The organism is Desulfovibrio sp. (assembly GCF_019422935.1).
In the GTDB taxonomy this organism is placed as follows: Bacteria; Desulfobacterota; Desulfovibrionia; order Desulfovibrionales; family Desulfovibrionaceae; genus Desulfovibrio.
In genome coordinates this window covers 19287-38850 of sequence record NZ_JAHZCJ010000001.1, presented here as the reverse complement: position 1 = coordinate 38850, position 19564 = coordinate 19287, and the positions used below count along the sequence as shown (strand labels likewise).

At 49.0% G+C, this 19564-nt stretch carries 11 protein-coding genes; 9 read left to right on the top strand and 2 right to left on the bottom strand.

From position 1 onward, the window contains the following. Positions 1-6: 6 nt before the first annotated feature. The 9 genes from QZ383_RS00150 (at position 7) to brxL (ending at position 15573) form a co-directional block, all read left to right on the top strand. Positions 7-270 carry a type II toxin-antitoxin system Phd/YefM family antitoxin gene (locus QZ383_RS00150; RefSeq protein ID WP_291442040.1) on the top strand — a complete coding sequence of 88 codons (264 nt, stop codon included), beginning with the start codon at positions 7-9 and terminating at the stop codon, positions 268-270. 789 nt (positions 271-1059) lie between these two features. After that, positions 1060-1674 (top strand): DUF1819 family protein, encoded by a 615-nt coding sequence (locus QZ383_RS00145; RefSeq protein WP_291442038.1) that lies wholly within the window; start codon positions 1060-1062, stop codon positions 1672-1674. Between the two features lie 17 nt (positions 1675-1691). Continuing rightward, positions 1692-2282 carry a DUF1788 domain-containing protein gene (locus QZ383_RS00140; protein WP_256267711.1) on the top strand — a complete coding sequence of 197 codons (591 nt, stop codon included), beginning with the start codon at positions 1692-1694 and terminating at the stop codon, positions 2280-2282. 14 nt (positions 2283-2296) lie between these two features. Further along, on the top strand, positions 2297-5836 hold the full coding sequence (gene brxC, locus QZ383_RS00135) for a BREX system P-loop protein BrxC (RefSeq protein ID WP_291442034.1): 3540 nt from the start codon (positions 2297-2299) through the stop codon (positions 5834-5836). Beyond that, positions 5833-6951, top strand: a complete 1119-nt coding sequence (locus QZ383_RS00130) for an ATP-binding protein (protein WP_291442032.1) — start codon at positions 5833-5835, stop codon at positions 6949-6951. Before brxC ends, QZ383_RS00130 begins: the two co-directional genes overlap by 4 nt. Then, complete coding sequence (locus QZ383_RS00125) at positions 6951-7448, top strand: hypothetical protein (RefSeq protein WP_291442031.1); 498 nt, start codon at positions 6951-6953, stop codon at positions 7446-7448. The genes QZ383_RS00130 and QZ383_RS00125 overlap by 1 nt, the downstream gene beginning before the upstream one ends. A gap of 2 nt (positions 7449-7450) precedes the next feature. Continuing rightward, on the top strand, positions 7451-10975 hold the full coding sequence (gene pglX, locus QZ383_RS00120; RefSeq protein WP_291442029.1) for a BREX-1 system adenine-specific DNA-methyltransferase PglX: 3525 nt from the start codon (positions 7451-7453) through the stop codon (positions 10973-10975). Positions 10976-10987: 12 nt separating this feature from the next. Then, on the top strand, positions 10988-13486 hold the full coding sequence (gene pglZ, locus QZ383_RS00115; protein WP_291442027.1) for a BREX-1 system phosphatase PglZ type A: 2499 nt from the start codon (positions 10988-10990) through the stop codon (positions 13484-13486). 14 nt (positions 13487-13500) lie between these two features. Then, complete coding sequence (gene brxL / locus QZ383_RS00110; RefSeq protein ID WP_291442025.1) at positions 13501-15573, top strand: BREX system Lon protease-like protein BrxL; 2073 nt, start codon at positions 13501-13503, stop codon at positions 15571-15573. A 133-nt stretch (positions 15574-15706) separates the two neighbouring features. Here brxL and QZ383_RS00105 read toward each other — a convergent pair whose 3' ends face one another. Continuing rightward, a complete protein-coding gene (locus tag QZ383_RS00105; RefSeq protein WP_291442022.1) occupies positions 15707-19075 on the bottom strand; it encodes an AAA domain-containing protein in 3369 nt (1122 codons plus the stop codon). After that, the gene (locus QZ383_RS00100) at positions 19076-19561 is read right to left on the bottom strand and encodes a hypothetical protein (RefSeq protein ID WP_291442020.1); all 486 of its coding nucleotides are present in this window, start codon (positions 19559-19561) and stop codon (positions 19076-19078) included. Positions 19562-19564: the final 3 nt, after the last annotated feature.

The following is a 19564-nucleotide window of genomic DNA, read 5'->3' as shown; positions in this document are numbered from 1 at the left end:
GTGAAAATGCAACTCAGCACAGCAGTACGCCCAATTAGTGCGGTCAAGGCGCACCTCAAAGAAATCATTCACACTTTCAACGAAGAAACTGCGTCGCCCGTTGTTATCACCCAGAATGGCGAGGCCAAGGCCGTGCTCATGGGCATTCCTGGATATGAGCGCATGCAAAAAACTTTTGCCATGCTCAAGGCCCTAAGTCTTTCCAGTAAGAGCCTTGAGGCTGGCAAGGGTCGCTCTGCTAGAGAAGTGTTTGCGGGCCTGCGGCAGTAGAGGAACGATGACACTTTCCATTGGGGCGCACACCAGCAAGCCTTGCTCGCCTCAGAGGCGAGCAAGGCTTGTATATCTACACATGTATAGCTGCCAATGCCGGGCAGGAACAAGCTGATACGATTCTAGGCAAGCTTGAGTAGGTACCCTCTCCCTGGAAAGTTTCCCTCTGCGTGGCAATGTCCCCCTAGAACTTGAAATAGTGGGCATCACCCGTTACCGTGAAATACATGACCCTCCATGGCGCAGAATCTACAAAGCGCTTGAAGCGTGGTGCATGTCCATTGGGTGTTCGACTTCCGATGGGGTGTTGCTGGGTGATTTGCGCAAAAAATGCTTCGAGTTAACGTTTTGCTATTGAACTTTAGCGTTTAACAAAGAGTTGCGCCAAGGTACGGAGTCTCCAGTGCCCAATACTTATGATTTTGTGCCAGAATAGTTTCGAAAAAATATGTATTCGTGTAACCTAATGGGGATCTCTGACTTACAAATGGTGAACGCTGTGGGTCAGGTCAAGTCCACCCGCTTTCTTTTTTACTTCTGGCGAGCTATGAACTACTTCCAATCCTCGCGAGAAACTTCAAAACTGCCCGATATGAAAGATACTGTTTGTCAATCGATATTAGTAAATACATCTTGGGACAACGATAACACCAACGTAAACGGATCGATAAGCAAAATACCTGATCATCGCATGGGCCTCTATGAAAATTCAGTAAAGATGAAGTATATAAGTACGTAGATGTAAGTAGCCATGCTGATCACCATATAACACATTATTGATAAAGAATGAACAACGACAGATACAATATGTCATTTACGGCTGGAAGTCTCTTTCACCGTGAATCTGTAAGTCTTGCGAAACTCTATCTTGACTGTCGCGATTGGAATGTGGTTCGAGATGTGGTCATCGCAGACAATTTATTACAAGCCAGAACACTAAATACACTCAAGCGTGTTTGCCGTGAGGTTCTTTCTCGGATACAGACGCTGAGCTATGATACTCTTGAATTTTTTGTTGAAGGTAACAGTCAAGAGCAAGGCTATCTTTTGTGGCTTGCCATTTGTCGTCGTTACAATTTCATCGCTGATTTTGCTGTAGAAGTGCTTCGGGAACGTTACATTAGTCTGAAAACTGATGTAACCTATGATGATTTTGATTCTTTCTTCAACCGGAAGTCCGAATGGCATTGTGAGCTTGATGATCTTACTCAAACAACCCGTGAAAAGCTGCGGCAAATCTTGTTCAAGATGCTTCGGCAGGCCGACCTCTTAGCGGTCAATAATACAATAAATGCAGCCATGCTTAGCCCTAGATTACTAGAATTGATCCTGCAAGGGGATCGCAGAGATCTCTTATATTTTCCGGTAAACGAATCCTATCTGCGGAGGATAGCGCGTTGACAGCAGATATAGCCAGAATGCCTATGCAAGACAGATTTCAACATCTTTTTTCTGTGATATCTGGGCAGCGTTTTCTCAATAAACAAGGCCTCGGTAATGAGATCCCATTCTTTATCTGCCCATTTATACCTGAAGAGTCCAATGAAATGGAACGACTTCGAAACCAACTCATCAATCGCCTAGCGCAAGTAGGGGTCAGAGTCCTTGAGATCAACCTGTATGACCTTTCAATAGGCATACTCAAAGCTGAAGGTGACTTTGAATGGTTGATTCAAAATGAGTCTCGCTTGGAAAAATCCAAGCTTCAGGAAGAACTTCAAGGTATTTTGGATATCGAAACTGTTATGGTGCCCGCCATCGCAGAGAAAATTGCATCCACTGATTTTGACGTGCTTTTTCTTTCTGGAATAGGCGAGGTTTTTCCATATATCCGATCACATAACGTTTTGAATAACTTACAGAGTACGGCGAAAGAGCAACCGACTGTCCTCTTTTTTCCAGGAGCCTATAGTCATTCCCTTGAATCTGGAGCGTCTCTCGATTTATTCGGCAGACTACGTGACGACAAGTACTACCGAGCGTTTAACATCTTTCACTGCGAAGTATAAACGAAGGATGCGTAATGAATCTTGGAAACATTTTTGCGAAGCCAGTTGACCGTCCAATCGAAGGGGTCATCAAAGCTGATGATGAAGCCAGTCTCCGTTTAGAAGTTGAAGAATATGTCCTGACTAATGAGGTTGAAAAGCAACTCGAATCCTTTCTAGGAGCCTATAACCACTACGAAGGTGCTAATGGTGTATGGGTTTCCGGCTTCTTTGGGTCAGGTAAATCACATCTATTGAAAATTTTGGCAATGTTACTTGAAAACCGGCAGATCGACGGAGTCTCTACACTTGACTTGTTTCTTCCCAAGTGCGGTGACAACGAAATTCTGCGTGGTGATCTCAAGAGAACGGCTAACATCCCTTCGAAAAGCATTCTGTTCAATATTGATCAAAAAGCAGATGTGATCAGCAAAGCTCAGCTTGATGCGCTTCTTGCAGTTTTCGTCAAAGTATTCGATGAGATGTGCGGGTACTACGGCAAGCAAGCGTACATCGCACAGTTTGAGCGCTCACTAGACCATGAGGGCCTGCTCGAGGCATTTTGCTTGGAGTTTGAAAAGGAGGCCAAGAATTCGTGGGAATGGGGGCGTAGTCGACCAACCCGCGTAGCAGATCAAATTGACAATGCCTATAATAAGATTACTGGTCAAAATCAAAAAGATGTACTTGATAAGCATCGGCAAGATTATCGCCTTTCTATAGAAGATTTCGCCGAGCAAGTGTATGCCTATATCAAACGGCAATCTCCCAATTTTCGCTTAAACTTCTTTGTTGATGAAGTTGGTCAGTACATTGCTGAAAATGTTAAGCTGATGACCAATCTCCAGACTATCGCCGAGACATTGGCCACAAAATGCCGAGGACGCGCATGGGTCATCGTTACCGCCCAGGAAGACATGGGGACGGTTGTCGGCGAGATGGGCAAACAGCAAGGCAACGACTTCTCCAAGATTCAGGCGCGATTTGCCAACCGCATGAAGCTGACCAGCGCCGACGTGGCGGAAGTTATACAAAAGCGTCTGCTTATGAAAACTGATGAAGGCGTTCGTCTGCTCTCAGACATTTTTCACTCGCAGTCCAACAATTTTAGGACGTTGTTCGACTTTGCCGATGGCTCACAAACCTACAGGAACTATCAGGATCAGGATCACTTCATCCACTGCTATCCGTTTATTCCGTACCAGTTCGCGCTGTTCCAGTCGGCTATTCAGAATCTGTCGCAGCATAATGCCTTTGAGGGCAAACACAGCTCAGTAGGTGAACGCTCCATGCTGGGCGTATTCCAGCAAGTTGCAATTCAGATCGGGGGGCATGAAATTGGTCAGCTGGCGACCTTCGACCTGATGTTCGAGGGCATCCGCACCGCGCTAAAGTCCAACATTCAGCGGGCCATCATCCAAGCTGAAAACCACCTGGATGGCCCCTTTGCGATCCGGCTGTTGAAAACGCTCTTCTTGGTCAAATACGTCAAGGAATTCAAGCCGACCCTTCGCAACCTGTGCGTCCTGATGCTGGACGGATTCAATCAGGATCTACCTGCTCTTCGGAAAAAAGTCGAAGAAGCCCTCAGCCTTCTCGAACAGCAAACCTACGTGCAGCGCAATGGCGAACTGTATGAATACCTGACCGACGAGGAAAAGGACGTCGAACAGGAAATCAAGAATACCGAAGTTGAGTCGTCAGACATTGCCGCCGAACTTGAGAAGATCGTTTTCGACCACGTCATCAAGCATAGGAAGATCCGCTACGACGAGAATGGCCAGGATTACCCATTTTCCAGAAAGCTCGATGACCGACTGCACGGGCGGGAGTACGAGTTGGCCATTCATGTCATCAGTCCGTTCCATGAAAACGCCGAAAACGAGTCCACTCTGCGGATGCAGAGCATGGGGCGTGACGAACTGCTAGTCCTGATGCCAGCAGATGAACGGCTTGTTCGCGACATACTCATGTACAAACGGACGGAGAAATACATCCGGCAGAATATCTCGATCACGCAACAGGAGGCCGTCAAACGCATCCTGACGGACAAGGGCTTCCAGAACCGGGAACGGTATGCCGAACTACAGCAGCGTGCTCAAAGCTTGATGAGCAAGGCCAAGTTGGTGGTGGCAGGAGGTGACATTGAGATCGGTTCCGAAGATGCACAGACCCGTGTGCTACGAGGATTCCATGAGCTCATTTCCCGCACCTATCCGAACCTTAGCATGTTGCGCGGTGTCACCTATGCCGAGAATGACATCGCTAAATTTCTTAAGCATTCTCAGCAGGGGTTGTTCGGCAACGATGCCACTTCACTGGCCGAGTCCGAGCAGGAGCTTCTGGCGTTCATCCATAGCAACGATCGGGGTGGCGTGCGCACCACGCTAAAGAACCTGCTGGAGAAATTCGAGCGCAAACCATACGGCTGGTACTACGGCGCCGTACTTTGCACTTTGGCCAAACTGTGCGCACGCGGCAAGATTGAAGTTCGCACCGACGGCAACCTGCTGGAAGAGGGCGAAATTGAACGGGCACTACGAAACACCCATGGCCACGGCAATGTGGTGCTGGAACCCCAGGTCGAATTTACTGCATCGCAGGTCCGCGCCCTCAAAGAATTCTTTGAGGACTTCTTTGATGCCCCGCCACGCTCCAGTGAAGCGAAGGTACTTGGCAAGGAGACCGGAACCGCACTTCAAGAACTCATCCATCAGCTTAATCCGCTGGAGGCCCAGGCATCCCAGTATCCATTTCTGAAGGCGCTGACGCCGGTGATTGAGAAGCTCAAGGAGCTAACCGGTAAGCCATACGCCTGGTATCTGACCGAACTCACCCGCCAGGAAGATGCACTGCTCAATATGAAGGAAAGCGTCATCGATCCTGTCCGGAAATTTATGAGCGGCCCACAGAAAGGCATTTTCGATAACGCCCGTAAATTCGTTCAAAGCCAGGAGCCCAACTTTGCTTACATCGAGGGCGAAGAATCTGCGCAGATAGTCGCCAGCATGACCGATCCGGAATGCTTCAAGGGCAACCGCATGCCGCAGGTGAAGATGCAAGTCGAAATCCTGCAGGGGAAGGTCACTGCCCAGATCGAGGCCGAGATTGCCAAGGCCAAGGAAAGGGTCGACGCCCTCAAAGGCCGCCTCTGCGGAATGGCCGAATTCAGCGTACTGAACGGTGAGCAGCAGGAGCACGTCACCCGCCCGTTTAACGAATTCAACTCAGGCCTTGAGCGCCAGCAACTGATCGCCGTCATCCGCGACAACCTGCGCCGGTTTGAGGAAAGCGACTACCAGCGGCTGCTTTCGCATATGACCTCTTGGGCGCAACCGGCACTAACACCCGAGCCTGAGCCGCAACCCGGCCAAGCAGCTACGCCGGATGCAGGTACGAAGCCCACGCCACCGGCTAAACCGGAACCACGCATTGAGTACGTGCCGATCCGCTCGGTGAAGGTCTCGTTCGACAAAGCCTGGTTGGCCGACGAGACTGACGTGAAACGCTACCTGGAATCCATGCGCGAGGCGTTGTTGGATGAAATCCGCAAAGGAAAAAGAATTCAAATATGATCACAAATCTAACTCTGAAAAATTTCACAGTCTTCAAAGACTTGTCCATCGATTTTTCCGCCAAGATCAATGTGATCATTGGCGAAAATGGTGCTGGGAAAAGCCATTTACTGAAGGCTGCCTACGCTCTTTGCTCGGCGAATAGTGGCCTGAATGGTCAAGAAGACGTGTCGGATAAAGAGATAAAAGAGGCCTTAACGAATAAGCTGCTCAATGTCTTTCTCCCTCCTGATCGGAAGCTTGGGAAAATGCGCAAAATAGGGGTGGCTGAAGATGCCTGGATGCGCGCCAGTTTCGTTTCCGACAAAGGAATCGCACTGAAATTTCGCTCAAATTCAAAATCAGTCACCGTAGAAGAGAATAGTGATTACGAGCACGATAGCTTGAGCCCTATCTTCATTCCCACGAAGGAACTCATGACATTTCTGAGAGGCTTCGGAAACATCGAGGTAAATGCGAATATTCTCAAACTGATGTTCGATGAAACCTATTTTGATTTGGCAGCCAAACTTCTCAATGACGCTGGCCAGGAGCCACGAGAAAAAGAAGAATGGCTGCTAGAAAACTTGGTGAACAAAATGGAAGGACGATTTTCTCTGGATGCCGGAGAAATGTCATTTCAGCCCGGTACGTACATTGAATATGCCGACGGAAAGGCAAAGGATGGAAAGCTGACCTATTTTTCGCCGCAAAGAAAAGATGTGTTCAGCCCCAATATGATGGCGGAAGGGTTTCGGAAATTCGGTGTACTACAAAGACTATTGCAAAATTGTTCCCTTGTCCCCGGTGTTACAGGCTCGTTGTTCTGGGATGAACCAGAGTCAAATTTAAATCCACAGCTGATGAAACTGCTCGTGCAGACTATGCTGGAGCTGTCACGAAACGGCCAACAGATCATTCTGGCAACTCACGACTATGTGCTGCTCAAGTGGCTTGATCTCCTCGTCGATACGGATGCAGGAGATCACATTAGATTTCATGCGCTAGCAAGGGAAAATGGAGATGTGCAGGTTCAGTCTGCTGATGATTATCGACAGCTGAACAGCAATGCAATCGCCAATACATTCAGCGATCTGTATGATGAAGAGATCAAGCGCTCTTTAGGAGGTGCTTGATGACAATTTTAGCCGAGAATGACTTGGAGTTTGACTTTAGCTCAGCCACGGAGGCGATCATCTTTGATGACGATGCGTTGCACAATCCCAGCACCATAAAGAGGGTGGACTTTATAGCAGAGTACACAGACCGGTTTGTCTTTCTAGAAATCAAAGATCCCGATCAGCCTGGAGCCGCCAATCCAGAGGCATTCAAAACAAAGCTGCTAACCGGAAACCTCATACCTGATTTAGCTGGAAAATACCGGGATAGCTATTGGTTCCGTAGCCACAGTGGAAAAGTAACAAAACCCATCCTCTACGTTGTATTGATCTCGATGGTCAGCCTCGAGCCTGCGTTGTTGCTTGCGAAACAGGATGAACTGAAGAAGTCTCTGCCCATTTCGCATAAAGATTGGTCAGCGCCCTGTGCAGTGGGCTGTGCAATTTTGAATCTAGATCAGTACAAAAAACAGTTCGGCGCAAATTCAGTCCGGCGTCTGAGTGCGGAAGGCTAACGATGGAAACACTAAAATTAAAGCGCTTCGCCCAATATGCTCGACGCTCTCTGCTGGAGCAGGTCTCCGGCAAGTTGAAGCTGGTGTTGACGGCAGAGAGTTCGGCACGCCGTGAGCATGATGCGGCGGTTAAAAAACTGGAAGAAGCAATCCAGAAAACCGATAAGAAACAGGTCATTGAGCGGGTGGCATATATCTGGTTCAACCGCTTCTGCGCCCTGCGCTTCATGGACGTGAACCGCTATAACCGGGTCAATATTGTCTCTCCAGCAGACCCTGGGCAGTTCCAGCCCGAAATTCTGGCCGAAGCTAAGATGGGGCATATCGATGAAGAAATGGTGCCGGACAAGACCCGTCAACAAATCTTCGCACTGCTCGACGGCAAAGCATCCAGCCATGATCCGCAGGGGGAAGCCTACCGGATGCTGGTAGTGGCCGCCTGCAACTTCTGGAATAAGGCCATGCCTTTTCTGTTCCAGCGCATCGACGACTACACCGAACTGCTGATGCCCGACGACCTGCTCTCGGGCAACTCCATCCTCGCCTACACCCGTGAGGCGATGACGCCAGATGCCTGTGAGGATGTCGAGGTGATCGGCTGGCTCTACCAGTTCTACATCTCCGAGAAAAAGGACGAGGTGTTCGACGGCCTGAAGAAAAACAAGAAGATCACGCCGGAGAATATCCCCGCCGCCACCCAGCTCTTCACCCCACACTGGATCGTCCGCTATCTGGTGGAGAACTCCCTCGGCCGCCTATGGCTGCTCAATCGTCCCGGCTCGAAGCTGGTCGAGCAGATGGACTACTACATCAAGCCCGAGCAGGCGGAAACCGACTTCCTGCGCATCACCAAGCCGGAAGAGATCAAGATCTGCGACCCGGCCTGCGGCTCCGGCCACATGCTCACCTATGCCTTTGACCTGCTCTACGCCATCTACGAGGAGGAAGGCTACGAGTCCGCCGAGATTCCGGAAAAGATTCTTACGAATAACCTCTACGGCATCGAGATCGACGAACGCGCCGGGGAACTGGCGGCTTTTGCGCTGACAATGAAAGCACGCATCAAGCAACGTCGGTTCTTCAACAAGGACGTCAAGCCGAACATCTGCGTGCTGGAGAATGTCCACTTCGACGATGGTGAGCTGAAGAGCTACATGGACTTCGTCGGACGCGATCTGTTCACCGTGCCACTGCAAGCCACCCTGCGCCAGTTCGAAGAGGCCGACAACTTCGGTTCCTTGATCCGTCCAGAGGTCACCGATGTTGACGGCATACTCAGCATGCTGGAATCAAAGGATGTCTCTGGTCATTTGTTTCTTAGCCCAACTCACCAGAAAGTGCTAAAAGTTCTGGAGCAAGCCTATTACTTGGGCCCGAAATACCATGTGGTGATTGCCAATCCTCCGTATATGAGCAGCGGGGGAATGGATAGTCGCCTAGGCTCGTGGGCGAAAGATAACTACCCCGAAGGGAAGTCGGATCTTTTTGCGATGTTTATGGAAAGGTTGTTGGGCCTTGCGCTAAAGCAAGGCATGGCGGCGATGATAACTATGCAAGCTTGGATGTTTCTTTCTTCTTTTGAAGCCCTTAGAACAAAGCTCTTATCTCGTGTAACCATTCTCTCAATGGCGCATATTGGTGAACGTGGGTTTGATTCAATTGGTGGTGCTGTTGTTTCAACAACAGCATTTGTTTTCAGCAATTCAGTTATCCCAAACAATGAAGGTGTGTACCTTCGACTTGTAAATGGTAAATCAGAGGCTGAAAAATCGTCGATGGCCTTTGAAGCAATTCACAATCCAAGCTGTGGTTGGTTGTATCGTTCTTCTGCCAATGACTTTTCTAAAATTCCTGGACATCCAATCGCATACTGGACATCAAAATCTATCATTCAAGCATTCGAATCTGGCGTAAGACTTGGCGATAATCTCGATACTGCTCAGGGAATGAAGACTCTGGATAACGAAAGGTTTATTCGAAGATGGCAAGAAGTTGCAGTTTCGAAAATCACTGTCAATTCAGTACCAGATAAGCAATGGGTTCCGATAAATCACGGCGGTGGATTTAGAAAATGGTATGGATTTCAAGAATCTGTTTTGAACTGGTATAACGATGGCGAGGAAATAAAAGAGCTTGCCCAAAAAAAATACAACTCGGTGACTCGTACCGTAACGGGCATGGGACATTACTTTGAGAATGGAATTACTTGGAGTGCAATTTCGTCAGACCATATAAGTGTCAGGAAATTTGGTGAAGGTTTTATATTTACGAATGCAGGTATGTGTGCCTTTGGAAATGAAAAAACTCAAAACACAGCAATGACGCTCCTTAATTCAAAAGTTGGTATCGAAATATTAAAAATACTCGCTCCATCGGTAAATTTCGGGCCTAATCAAGTTAGCGAGGTCAGAATTATAGATTCTGGTGATTGCACACAAACGATCCAGACTAATTCCGGGAAGCTAGTATCGCTTGCACGCCAAGACTGGGACTCCTACGAAACATCGTGGGATTTCATGAGGATGCCACTACTGGCTCCCGAATGCCGCCAGTCAACCCTAAAGGTCACTTATCAGAAACTCCGTGTCCACTGGCAGGAAATGATGCAAACAATGCAACGGCTGGAGCAAGAGAACAACCACATCTTCATCGAGGCCTATGGCCTGCAAAACGAACTGGATGAAAAGGTTGAACCCAGCGAAATTACCCTGACCTGCAACCCGCACTACCGTTACGGCAACGACAAGAACGAGGAAGAGTTGGAGGCGCTGCTGCTGGCCGATACCATGCGCGAGCTTGTCTCCTACGCCGTGGGCTGCATGTTCGGCCGTTACGCGCTGGACAAGCCGGGGCTGATCCTGGCCAATCAGGGCGAGACCATCGAGGATTACCTGAAGTGTGTTCAGGAGCCAAGCTTCCCGGCGGATGACGACAACGTCATCCCCATGTTGGACGGCGACTGGTTCACTGACGACATCGCCGAGCGGTTCCGCAAATTCTTGCGCGTGGCCTTTGGTGAGGAGCATTACGAGGCGAACATCCAATTCGTTGAAAAGGCGCTGGGTAAAAATGGCAAAGCCCGCGACATCCGTGATTACTTCCTCAAGGAGTTTTATGCCGACCATGTGAAACGCTACAAAAAGCGTCCCATCTACTGGCTGTTCTCCAGCCCCAAAGGCAGCTTTAACGCGCTTATCTACATGCACCGCTACCGTCCGGATACAGTCAGCGTGGTGCTCAACGACTACCTGCGCGAATTCCGCACCAAGCTCACCTCGCACAAGAACCACCTAGAGGCGGTCAGCATCAACGCCAGCAGCAGTCAGGGCGAGAAGACCAAGGCCCTGAAGGAGATCGAGAAGATCACCAAGATGATCGCCGAGATGGAAGAGTACGAACGCGAAGTGCTGTACCCACTGGCCATCGAGCAGGTGGAGATCGACCTCGACGACGGCGTGAAGGTCAACTACCCCAAATTCGGAGCGGCCTTGAAGAAGATCGTTGGTCTGGATGCGCAAGAGGATTAAGGAGCACCATTGATGGAAAACCGCATTGCCCAAGCCCTGACCAAGCTCTTCGACCGGCACCGAATTGTCTTTTGGTACGACGCCAAGCAGGAGTTACGCGACGACTTCGAGGCGTTGTCACTGCCTGCCGTAGAGAAGCTGGAGCTGATCAATAACGAGTACGGCATTAAGTATAAGCTGCTGCGCGAGCAACCGGAGCAGAAATTCTTGCTCTACCGTGAAGGCCCTCAGCCCGCCGATCTGGATAACTGGCTGCTGGATGTTCAATTGGCCCACGGCGAGTTCCGCACTGATCAGGTGGCCATCTGGCTGTCCGAACTGGAGCTCGGCCTGGAGTTCACGGATGTGGTTCAGGCCAATGCGGAGTTCTTCAAGGCTGTCAAGCGTAAGGATGCCCTTAAAAATTTGCTGAAAGCAGATGACACCGCCGGACAGATTCGCCTGAAAATGCTGGCGGTATGCACTGGCAGCGAACCGCGCATGGATGCGGTGGTAGAAAACCTGCTGCAGGAGCTTGCCGACGGTCGGGACGAAAAAATCAAGCTGGTTGGACGGTGCAGTTTAGATGATTTTTTCTGGGAACAGATGATCCGCTACTATGGCTACAAGTCCGACGAGCTGGGCATCCGTGACTTCGCCATCGAGTTGTTCAAGTCCTGCTACGCCATGGGCACCAACGGGCAAGTGAAACTGACCGGCGACGCCATGGTGTTTCTTAAGCGCTGGAAAGACAGCCGTCAGTTCGAAGGCAGCTTCGAAACCCTCTCGGGGGAATGCGCCGAGGTTCTTGGCATTGAGCAGGATCTGACCAAGCGGGATTTCCGCGAGTTGATCGATCTGGATTATTTCCGCCTGATCGATCAGAAGATCATCAGCGAACTAGTGCGGGTGGTGTCTACTCGTACCGCCTCCAGCGGAGATGTGGCGATCTGGGTTCGCCAGCGGCGGCAAGGCCACTGGTACCGCGAATACCGGCATCTGTACGAGGCGGTCGATTACGCCGCTCAGTTCACCCATGCCCTGGGCGAAGCCAAACTGGCCATGGACAGCCTAGCCGAGGGCGTCCAGCGTTACAGCCGCTTCTGGTATCTGCTCGACCAACTCTACCGCAAGTTCACCTACCATGTGCGCATGTCGGGACAGGCATCGCTGATGGGCAGCCTGACCGACCAGATCGAAAACCTCTACTCAAATAACTACCTGTTGAAGCTGGGCGATCGTTTCCAGACCTTTGTGGACTCGGCATCCAAGTGGGAAGCCTTCCCGGTACGCAAGCAGAAAGAATTTTTCGAGTATTGGGTGCGGCCATTCCTGCGCAAAGACAACAAGGTCTGCGTAATCATCTCCGATGCGATGCGTTACGAGATCGGCGACGAGTTGATGAGCCTGATCCGCCAGGAGGACCGCTACAGCGCCGAACTAGAACCGGCTCTGTCGATGCTGCCCAGCTACACCCAGATCGGCATGGCGGCCCTGTTGCCCAACAAAACGTTGGCCATTGCCGACAATGAAACCGGCACTGTACTGGTGGATGGGCAAAGTTCCCAGGGGACGGCCAACCGCATCAAGATCCTCGGTCAAGCGATCACGCAACGGGCTACCGCTTGCAAGGCCGATGAATTGATGGCCATGAAGGGAGACGATTGCCGGGCCCTGGTGCGCGATCATGACGTGATTTACATTTACCACAACCGCATCGATGCCACCGGTGATAAGAGGGAATCCGAGGAGCGGGTCTTCGAGGCGGTGGAGGAAACCTTGCAGGAGCTGATTCGCCTGATCAAGAAGCTGACCGGTGCCAACGCCAGCAACTTGCTGGTGACCTCAGATCATGGCTTCATCTACCAGAACCGCACCATCGATGAGAGCGACTTTTCCGGGGTCGACGCCGAGGGCGACAAGATTCTGTTCAGGGATCGCCGCTTTGTGCTCGGCAAGGGGCTTACTGAAGCATCAAGCCTGCGCAAGTTCACCCCCGAGCAGCTTGGACTGGCCGGTGAGGTAGAAGTGCATATCCCCAAGTCTATCAACCGCCTGCGCCTGAAGGGCTCAGGCAGCCGCTTTGTGCATGGCGGCGCGTCGCTGCAGGAGGTGGTAATCCCGGTGCTCAAAATCAACAAGAAACGCCAGAGCGATGTCACCGCCGTCGAGGTGGACATTCTGCGTGGAGCCAGCTCGGTGATTACCTCAGGGCAACTGGCGGTAACCATGTACCAGGCCGGGCCGGTGACGGACAAGATCCAACCGCGAGTGCTACGGGCTGGCATCTACACCGAGGCAGGCGATCTGATCTCCGACAGCCACGACCTGACCTTTGACCTAAGCTCGGACAACCCCCGGGAGCGGGAGCTGCAGGTCCGCTTTGTGCTCACCCGCAAGGCCGACGAGGCCAATGGCCAGGAGGTCATTCTACGGCTGGAGGAAAAACACGGCGGGACGTCGCATTATAAGGAATACAAATCGCTCCGGTACTTGATACGGCGCTCATTTACCAGCGACTTCGACTTTTAAAGGGCGGGTGACCGATGAACGAACTTGACCAGAAAATCAACAAATACTTCCCGGGACTGGTTGTCCGCAAGGATCTCGTCAAGACGGTCAAGGGCAACGCCATCGTCCCATCATACGTTCTGGAATATCTACTGGGCCAGTATTGTGCCACCAGCGATGAGCCGACCATCCAGACCGGTATCGAGACGGTCAAAGAAATCCTTGCCAAGCATTATGTCCACCGTAACGAAGCAGGATTGGTCCGCTCGCACATCAAGGAAAAAGGGCGCTACAAGGTCATCGACAAAATCAGCGTTGACCTGAACGATAAGAAGGATGTCTACGAGGCACAGTTTTCCAACTTAGGGCTGAAGGAGGTCTTGGTTGATTCCGGAACGGTGAAGAAGCACCCCAAGCTTCTGGTCGGTGGCGTGTGGTGCATTGCGGATCTGGAATATGAGTTCACCGAAGACAAAAGCGCCAGCCCCTGGATATTGTCGTCCCTCAAGCCGATCCAGCTCTCCCATTTCGATTTCGACGGTTACGTTGAGGCCCGCAAACAATTCACCATCGATGAGTGGATCGACCTGCTTGTGCAAAGCATCGGCTTTAACCCGGAGATATTCGGCAAACGTAGCAAGCTGACTCAACTGGTCCGCCTGATCCCGTTTTGCGAACGTAACTACAACCTGATCGAACTTGGCCCCAAGGGAACTGGCAAGTCTCACATCTACTCGGAGTTCTCGCCCCACGGCATCCTGATCTCCGGCGGCGAGGTTACGGTTCCCAAGCTGTTCGTGAATAATTCTTCCGGAAAAATTGGTCTGGTCGGTTACTGGGATTGTGTTGCCTTCGACGAATTTGCCGGAAAGCAAAAGCGTGTGGATAAGGCCCTAGTAGACATCATGAAAAACTACATGGCCAACAAGTCCTTCTCTCGAGGCATCGAAACGCTGGGCGCTGAAGCCTCCATGGTGTTCGTGGGTAACACACAGCACACCGTGCCGTACATGCTCAAGCACTCTGACCTGTTCTGCGAACTGCCCAACAAATTCTACGACTCCGCATTTCTTGATCGCATCCATTTCTACATCCCCGGCTGGGAGGTCGACATAATCCGGGGAGAAATGTTCTCCAACGGTTATGGTTTCGTGGTGGACTATCTGGCCGAGATCCTTCGCTCGCTGCGCAATCACGATTACTCGGATCGCTACCAGGAGCACTTCTCCCTCTCATCCGATATCTCAACGCGAGACCGTGATAGTATTCATAAGACGTTCTCAGGCTTGATGAAGATACTCTTTCCACATGGAGGGGCAACTAAGGATGAAGTGGAAGACCTGCTGCAGTTATCGATTGAAGGCAGAAAACGTGTCAAAGACCAATTAATGCGTATCGACTCCACCTACGGCAACGTCCGCTTTACCTATCAAGACACCACAGGCATGAACAAACCAGTCACAACACTCGAAGAGGATGAATATCCCAGCTACTACCACAAAACCATCGCCGAGGGTGAAGACGGGGAAATCTTGGAAGTTGCTCAATCGGACTCGCCCCAAAGTCCGTCCGAGCCCGTGGCTTCGGCCGAGTCTGCCCTCAAAGAAAAGCACCTCACATTTCAGGAGAACCAGAAGGGCCTCTCCTTCGATACTCTGCTCGGACCCTACTTAAAGGGCGCTACCGCGATCACTGTAACCGACCCTTACATCCGCCTGTTCTACCAGGTGCGCAACTTCATGGAATTTTTGGAGACGGTGGTCAAACACAAGGCTCCTGATGAGGAAGTGTCAGTGCATCTGGTGACGACGGAAGACGAGTTCAAAGGCGAACAGCAGAAGGACAGCTTCGAAAAGATGAAGGAGTCCGCAGGCAGCGTGGGGGTGAACTTCACATGGGAGTTCGACGGCACCGGCACGATCCACGCTCGCCACATCGTAACCGACCAAGGCTGGAAGATCTCCTTGGATCGCGGCCTCGACATTTTTCAGCACTACGAGATGAACGATGCCTTCACCTTCGCCAATCGCCTACAGCAATACCGCCCATGCAAGGCGTTCGAGGTGACGTTTATAAAGCGCAATTTGGGTAGAGTTGCAGAGGACTAGAATGTGCGAATATTGTCTTCACAGATTTATGGTTCCAGATGGCGGCATGCGACTACTTCAGCACATAAGATTATTGCGTAGCAACTCCGTAAACTGATAAAACAAGTTCTAACACCTTCACCAGGAGAGATCACTAACCACTTGTCAATTCAAAAATCCTTGAAAAAATGTTCTCCGGGCCTCCTGCATTTTTTTTCATAAAAACATCTTTGTTGCCTATAAAAAAAAGTGCGTGCCTTGCTCTTGAACAAGCCACATTGAGCCGCTTTTTGTCCAGAAGAAAATCTATAGGCCCCTTGCTCCGAACTGTTGAGTAGATGACGATGTCAGCTTCACTTCCTTGAAATTGATCAACTGTGTTTATGTTGACGCTTTTTAAGTTGTTAAATGTCTTGTTTGAACACACTTTCCTTAAAAGCTTTTTTTGTTCTCTATACGGTGTAATTACTGCAACAGACTGAAATTCTTTAATTTTTGACTTCTCATCCAAGAATTCAAGAAATTCTAAAGTTTTTTGGCCTTCAATTTCATTGTAGAGGCTCGTCCCCACCCTTTTATGTGTTCCTTTTACGTCAATCCATCTGACATAACCCGGAGCCTTAATTTCCTGCAATCCATTATAAAGTCTACGCTCACCGTTCTCTGTATAGAAAAGTTCTGCGACTAAATCTCCAATTGCATTGTCCATGCGATACTGTTCCGTAAGTCTGCACCGTGCAGATTCAGGGAGAGAATCAAAAAGCGTTCCGAAGTAGCTGTTATCTAAAAAAGTTTCTTTTAAGAAAGGCAACGCTTCCTGAGCAGATTCGTCACGTAGCAAAGGATTAACTGCGGGAGGAAGTTGACAATGATCACCAATAAGAACCACTTTTTTTGCTAACTTCATCGGAATAAGTAACTCCGGGGGTGTAGCTCGACCCGCTTCATCAATAATGGCCAAGTCAAATCGGCACTGATCCATTGCAGCCGCTTTATTTGCCAGCCCAACACAAGTTGCAGCTACAATTTGACAACCAGCGGTCATACAAAATAACATTTCGTTGTCAATTCCTGATTTACTCAGTTTAGGTTGCAGAAAGTCTCTCAGGCGTTTCCTCAACGTAATATTATCCATCTTATTGAGGTTAGTTCCAGAGCCAGGAGTAGACTTACCCCAATTAGACTGCACCAACGAGAGGTTTGTGGAGGCATCTTCAGCATTCACTGAAAGCATCTCCGTAATTTTTCTTAAGTGCTCATTAAATGTAAACTGCTGCGAAATTAGAGACATTTTTTCTTCATTGCCAATTCGCATTATTGAAATTGAGTTTGCTTCTAAAAAATCTTGCTGATGCTGCACCAGTCGCTCAATTACATTGTCAACAGCGGTATTTTGTTGTGACGAAATGAGCACACGCCCGGTAGGATTATGCGACAAGAATTGGTAAACTATTTCTAGTATGCAGCGCGTTTTTCCTGTTCCTGGCGGACCTTGAACTATAGTTAAGGGGTCAACACTTAAACAAGTTCGGACAACTTCCTTTTGGTTCGCACTTAGCTTGTTAGGTTCAAGCGACCAAATCGCTTCAGCTTCAAGTCGCTCTTTCCAATATTTTGAGATCGCAGGTTTATAAAAAGTTTCATTGGGAAGCAGCAGGGCATCGCGTAGCTCTGAATTAGCAAGCCGATCATCACGCATGGCTTTGAGAGCGTTTTTTTGTCTTTCTAAAGGAACATATTGCATCGTACGGAAGCTTAATTTAAATAAACTGTCCGTTCCTGCTGAAAAGCCTTCCATGACTCTATTACGAAGACGAACAAGGAGTGTACAATTATCAGAAGTTCTACTAATAGATTCTGTCTGCAATCGCTTCCAATATCCATCCCCAGTAGTTTTAGTGATCCAGTAGCTTAATATTGGTTCTTTTTGAGGATTCAAATCACATTCTTGATCAAAAACTTCCCAGAAATTTTCTATATCATCATGTGGATTTTCTGCTAACGATGACAGCGGCAATAAGAATTCGCCGAGATCATTTGCAGCCGGGATTGTTGCTGGAAACTCTAGTTCCTGTTCGCCCTCTTCTTCCTGAAGAAAAGTTAGAACTTGCATCCAGTTATCAAAAAATGAGCTCATCGCTAAGGCACTTTGCTGCCGTTTTTCTAGGCTGCGAAGACGTTCAATGAAACTTTCAAGTAAAATTAACCCATCAGCAGACGGCAAGAGTGCTTTCCTGCGTTCCTTTTCAGCCGGTATAATCAGAATTGGCAGATCAATTCCGGCACCAAAATCTAGGGAGTTGCTTATGATGTCTTCCATCTCAAGCCAGCCCTGAGGATCTACTCTACAAGAAAGGACTAAGCCTCCCTTAGATAACTTAATAGATACACTGTCCCTATCTTCATTTACCGTTGCGTCCAAGAGATAAAAAGGTTCGCTAGCATCGTCTAGAATTTTGCAGACACTTTCCTCATACTTTGAACTTTCTAATAGTAAAAACAATGGATTAAGTTGCGATACTGTGGTCCTGTAACATGGGATTTCGCTCACTATAGGGAGGGTATTTCCCCCTTTTAATTCAAAACGGCCTGTGTAGTTATGCTGAAGCAGCAAGTCAAATTCTTCGGGATAAACGTTTAGGGTATCACCTTCTCGACGGTTAAGCCCTGGAGAAAACATATTGTCGCGAGGCAAAATCGCATGTATTTTTCCTTCAAACATGGAGCCTTGATAATAAGTAGACCCACCTCTACTTATTCGAAAGGTTGTTGGCTCACTGTCAAGAACATGCTTGAGAAAAAATGCTCCCTTTAATGCGCACCCCCAGAATACACAAGGCCTATCTCTATTTTGTCTTTCGATTAATACTGGAGAAGCCTCTTGTCCCGGAGGAGTGAAGTACATCTGCTGTATCTGCCTGGATGGCAAATTATGTAGTAAAATGGAATGCCCAAAATCTGGAAGAGCTTTACCCAGCATATCTATTGGGAGCATTACTAGTTTCCCAGGGTACAACCAAAATTCTGGCAATGTTACTGATGGCAGAGAAAGACTAAACAAATCGCTAGAAGAAGGGGCGAGCGCAAGCTTTGACAGCTTTTCCTCGAACCATTTGATGTACAAAAGATACGCATCCAGCTTACGCTTCGCATCATCAAATCGGAGCAACTCTCTTTTGAGCATATTGCGACGAAAAGTGTCCGTAGTTGGTTCCTTAGCCTCCGCAAGGACTAAAGGAAGAATTCTGTTTAACTCATTTTCTATTGGTGCCACTTTTTGGGCAAGCTGAGCCAATTCTACTTTAAGAAGCTCAATCCAACCTTGCGAATAAATTAATGCTTGGCAAGGAACGCCATCTTTTTGCTCACTATAGCGAGCGAATTCCTCTTGCAACTTACCAAATTCTTTTTTCAAATTACGCTGGCGCTCTTGCTCGCGTTCCGTTTCTTGCTCATAAAGCCACGCAAGTGCCGTCGCGCTAATAGTAACCGTACCAAGGATGGCCAGAAGAGGAAATATCACCTATGACTCTCCGAGAATTTGCCCACGAATAGAGTCCAGCCAATTTGCCGTTGTTCTAGATAATTTTTCATCGCCAAGTGACATAATTGCAGTTTGCAATTTAGCTATTTCGTCTAGGCACTTTGTCTTAATTTTTTTGTCTACTTCTTGGGTAATAATATCTCTATATGTCTTTACGCACTCAATCATGGCGTCAATATGCATTCCTCTGCATTTTTCTTCATGACCTGTGAGAATTTTTATCATTTCCGCATAATTACGCTCATACTCCCGCTGGCTATCCAACTTTGCCTTTTCAAGTTCATTATTGCTGGCATGGATGACCGATTTAGCCTTTTCTCTCTCTTGCTCTGTACGTTCCTTTTCCTTAGTGAGTTCGGCCACATTTCCCATCGCTTTAATAAAATCACTGCCGAGTTTTGATACGTCCGCAATAGAAATTGAAAACCCATCTGTTTTTTTCCCAGAGTTGCTCTGTTTCCCCATATT

Coding starts and splice junctions, on each gene's coding strand:
- QZ383_RS00130 (WP_291442032.1), top strand. CDS start 5,833: ATGATCACAAATCTAACTCTGAAAAATTTCACAGTCTTCAAAGACTTG.
- QZ383_RS00100 (WP_291442020.1), bottom strand. CDS start 19,561: ATGGGGAAACAGAGCAACTCTGGGAAAAAAACAGATGGGTTTTCAATT.
- QZ383_RS00150 (WP_291442040.1), top strand. CDS start 7: ATGCAACTCAGCACAGCAGTACGCCCAATTAGTGCGGTCAAGGCGCAC.
- QZ383_RS00145 (WP_291442038.1), top strand. CDS start 1,060: ATGAACAACGACAGATACAATATGTCATTTACGGCTGGAAGTCTCTTT.
- QZ383_RS00140 (WP_256267711.1), top strand. CDS start 1,692: ATGCCTATGCAAGACAGATTTCAACATCTTTTTTCTGTGATATCTGGG.
- pglZ (WP_291442027.1), top strand. CDS start 10,988: ATGGAAAACCGCATTGCCCAAGCCCTGACCAAGCTCTTCGACCGGCAC.
- brxC (WP_291442034.1), top strand. CDS start 2,297: ATGAATCTTGGAAACATTTTTGCGAAGCCAGTTGACCGTCCAATCGAA.
- QZ383_RS00125 (WP_291442031.1), top strand. CDS start 6,951: ATGACAATTTTAGCCGAGAATGACTTGGAGTTTGACTTTAGCTCAGCC.
- brxL (WP_291442025.1), top strand. CDS start 13,501: ATGAACGAACTTGACCAGAAAATCAACAAATACTTCCCGGGACTGGTT.
- pglX (WP_291442029.1), top strand. CDS start 7,451: ATGGAAACACTAAAATTAAAGCGCTTCGCCCAATATGCTCGACGCTCT.